3 protein-coding genes and 1 pseudogene are annotated in these 3,494 nt (G+C 72.5%); all 4 read right to left on the minus strand.

The genetic code is table 11. The features are described 5' to 3' along the window. Positions 1 to 84: 84 nt before the first annotated feature. Entirely contained in the window at positions 85 to 1,089 is a 1,005-nt protein-coding gene (locus ACWJ6R_RS32645) for an Acg family FMN-binding oxidoreductase (protein WP_449065914.1), read from the minus strand. Positions 1,090 to 1,259: 170 nt separating this feature from the next. Continuing rightward, on the minus strand, positions 1,260 to 2,789 hold the full coding sequence (gene cydB / locus ACWJ6R_RS32650; protein WP_449065916.1) for a cytochrome d ubiquinol oxidase subunit II: 1,530 nt from the start codon (positions 2,787 to 2,789) through the stop codon (positions 1,260 to 1,262). 64 nt (positions 2,790 to 2,853) lie between these two features. After that, positions 2,854 to 3,078 (minus strand): annotated as a pseudogene (locus tag ACWJ6R_RS32655) (cytochrome ubiquinol oxidase subunit I); the annotation flags it as partial. Positions 3,079 to 3,130: 52 nt separating this feature from the next. Next, on the minus strand, positions 3,131 to 3,494 hold a 364-nt coding region (locus ACWJ6R_RS32660), incomplete at its 5' end, for a hypothetical protein (protein ID WP_449065915.1).

Consider the following 3,494-nt stretch of genomic DNA (forward strand, 5'->3'; position numbering starts at 1 on the left):
CGGGACCGCTCCGCGCGCGCGTGCGCCGTACGGACGCCCGCCCCGCCGGGTCCCCTGCCCGGGGAGCCGGGCGGGCAGGGGTGGTCAGCGCTCCTCCAGCACCTCGGACACCGGCCGCCGGACGCCCGGAGTGTCGTCGAAGGTGAAGCCCAACCGCATGATCATCTGAGGGTGCTCCCCCGAGCAGACCTCCTGCCGGAGGAACTCCCGTAGGTGGAACATCTCCAGCGCCTGGCTGTGGAACGCCGCGCTGATCCCGTAGGCGGAGGCGTGCAGCAGGACGCGCTGCAGCGCCCGGCCCGCGGCGATCCACTCCTCCCTCGAGTCGCCGTGGGTGGTCAGCACCGCCACCACCCCGGTGGAGGCGGCGGCGAACTGGTCGGCGGTGTGGCCCCAGGAGTGGCCCCGGGCGTAGTCCCGCTGGGCGAAAGGGGGATCGGTCCGCGCCGCGCGAGGATAGGCCTGCGCCGGGACGCCGTCCCTGCGGGGGCTGCCGGGCGGGCGGGCCCAGCGGGCCACCTCCAGGCCGAAGACCCGGTCCTGGGACTGCACGTCCTGCGCGGCACCGGTCAGCGCGGCGAGCACCCGGACCGTGGCCTCCGACCGGACGGGGGTCAGGCGCGCTCCTTCGGCGGACGCCTGCGCGACGAGCGCCTCGACCAGGCGCTCCGGCACCGGCAGGTCGGTGAAGCCCGCCCGGTGGGTGCGGCGGTGCTCGATCTGGGCGTGCAGTAGCCGGGTGTGCTCGTCGGGAGGGGCCTGCCCGCCGATCCGGATCGTGGCCAGCAGGCAAGGGCGGTCCGGATCGGGAAGCACGCGCACCTGCGGTTCGTAGCCGAGTGCGAGCAGGGTGAGCCGCGCGTTCAGCAGGGCGGCGCCGCAGCTCATCAGGAGCTCTCGGCCGGCCGGGTCGCCGACCCGCAGCCTCCTGCCGGGATCGGCGTCCAGGCGGAGCTCCCCGCCCTCGATCGTGAAGGCCCACGGCTGGGTGTTGTGCACCGACGGCGCCTGCGCGGCGGCCTCCACCGCCGCGCGGAGCGCGAAGGCGGTCTCCTCGGGAGTCCTGGTCCTCGCCGGGTGGACGTTCATCTCCGCACCTCGCATCCCGTTCCCGGCCGGCGTCCCTCCGTCGGCCTCCTTGCTTCCAGCCTCCCCCGGCGGGCCCTGCGGGGTAAGCGCCGAAGGTCCCTCGCGGGGAGGGACCTTGGCAACCGGCCTTGGCAACCGGCCGCGGGATCACCGCGGGATCTGCGCGGGGACTACGCCCTGCCCTGGGTCAGGCGCTTGCGGGACACCCAGTACGTCCAGCCCTGGTAGGCCAGGACCACGGGGGTGAAGACGGCCGCGACCCAGGTCATCACCGTGAGCGTGTAGGGCGTGGAGGCGGCGTTGGCGACGGTCAGGCTGTTGGCCGGATCGAGCGCGGGCATCACGTTCGGCCACAGGTTCCCGAAGAGGGTGGCGGTCACCGCGAGGATCGCCACCGCGTTCGCGGCGAACGCCCAGCCGTCCCGGCCGCGCAGGGTCGCGACGAGCGCGCCGGCGATGCCGAGCGCGGCCAGCGCGGCGGTGGCCCAGGTGACCGGCTTGCCGGTCATGACCTGGGTGACCGCCAGGAAGGCGCCGCCGGCGACCAGCGCGGCCGCGCCGGTCTTCCTGGCCCAGCCCACCGCGCGGACGCGCAGCTCGCCGGTGGTGCGCAGCGCCAGGAAGAGCGCGCCGTGCAGGGTGAACAGCGTCAGCGTGGCCAGGCCGCCCAGCAGGGCGTAGGGATTGAGCAGGGTGAGCAGCGAGCCGGTGTACTCGTGGTCGGCGTCCAGCGGCACGCCCCGGACGATGTTGGCGAACGCCACGCCCCACAGCAGGGCGGGCAGCAGCGAGCCGAAGAACAGGGACCGGTCCCAGCCCCGGGTGCCGTCGCTCTTGTTGCGGTACTCGATGGCCACGCCGCGCAGGATGAGCGCGACGAGGATGAGGAAGAGCGGCAGGTAGAAGCCGCTGAACAGGGTGGCGTACCACTCGGGGAAGGCAGCGAGGGTGGCGCCGCCGGCGACCAGCAGCCAGACCTCGTTGCCGTCCCAGACGGGCCCGATGGCGGCCAGGACGGTCCTGCGGTCGGTCTCGTCCCGGCTGACGAACGGCAGCAGGATGCCGACGCCGAAGTCGAAGCCCTCCAGGACGAAGTAGCCGACCCACAGGACGGCGATGAGCAGGAACCAGACGGTGGTGAGTTCCATGGGGGGATCCTCAGTAGGAGAGCGCGGGGGCCGTGCCGACGACCGGCCTCCGTAGCGGGCCTCGTAGCGGGCCTGGATGTCGTTGATGCCCTCGACCTCGCCGTCCAGCATGTCGGTGGCCAGCAGGCTGAGGCCGTACGGGATCTGCAGGTTGACGTGGTTGCGGCCGTTCTCCACGTCGCCGACGGCGAACAGCGAGAACCCGGCGGACTTCTCGTCCTCCCAGAGCGCCTCGGCGGCGGCCATCTTCATCGGTTGCTGCTCGGTCATGATCTGCGCCTGCCAGTGGCCGCTGAAGGCGACCCCTGCCGAGGCGACCAGGGCGACGGCCATCGCCAGGCGCGCCGAGGTGCGGAACAGTTCGACGTCCTGCTTCTTGAGCAGCTTCCAGGCGCTGACGCCGGCCACGAACGCGCCGGCGGTGACGAACGCGCCGAAGACGACGTGCGGGAAGGTGGCCAGGGTGGTGATGTTGGTGAGCACCGCCCAGATGTCGGTGAGCTCCGCGCGGCCGGTCTCCGGGTTGAGCCGGTAGCCGACCGGGTGCTGCATCCAGGAGCGGGGCGCCGAACACGTCACCGACGAAGCGGGAGTAGTCACTCCAGTTCATGCCGAACTGGAACTCCTGCACGATGCCGGTGACCACGCCCATCGCGAAGTTGATCAGGAAGAGCCTGCCCCAGAACTTCGTCAGCCGCAGATAGGCCGGTCTCTTCGTGCGGTGCCAGGCGGTCTGCAGGCCCGCGACGATGACCGACAGTCCGATCGTCAGCGGCACGAAGAGGAAGTGGTAGACCGTCGTGATCCCGAACTGCCAGCGGGAGAGGCCCAAGACGTCCATGGGGACTCCGTCTCACGAGTAATTTCATGGCAATCGTCCAGATATGCCGGAGTCACTCCGTAGGGCCCGCGGTCCCCCTCCACCGGAACCTTGGTCCCGTTCCCACCAGTCCCAGCAGTCCCACCAGCCCGGCCAGCGTGGTCCCGGTGACGGCTCCCATGACGGCCAGGAGCGGCCAGGGGACGACCGGCATCCCCTCGCCGAGCAGCACCGGGACCGAGCCGATCGCCCAGGCCACCGCGGCTCCGGTCGCGGTCGCCCGCACCCACGCGCGCGTCGGCACCGAGGGCAGCGCGCAGCGCAGCGCGTAGGCCTGGCCCAGACCGAGCAGGGTCCCCTCCCCCGCTCCCGCCAGGATCAGCAGCAGGACCTGGGCCGGCGGCCCGAGGCCCGCGGAGCCGAGCACCAGGGCGCGG

The organism is Planomonospora algeriensis, assembly GCF_977012225.1.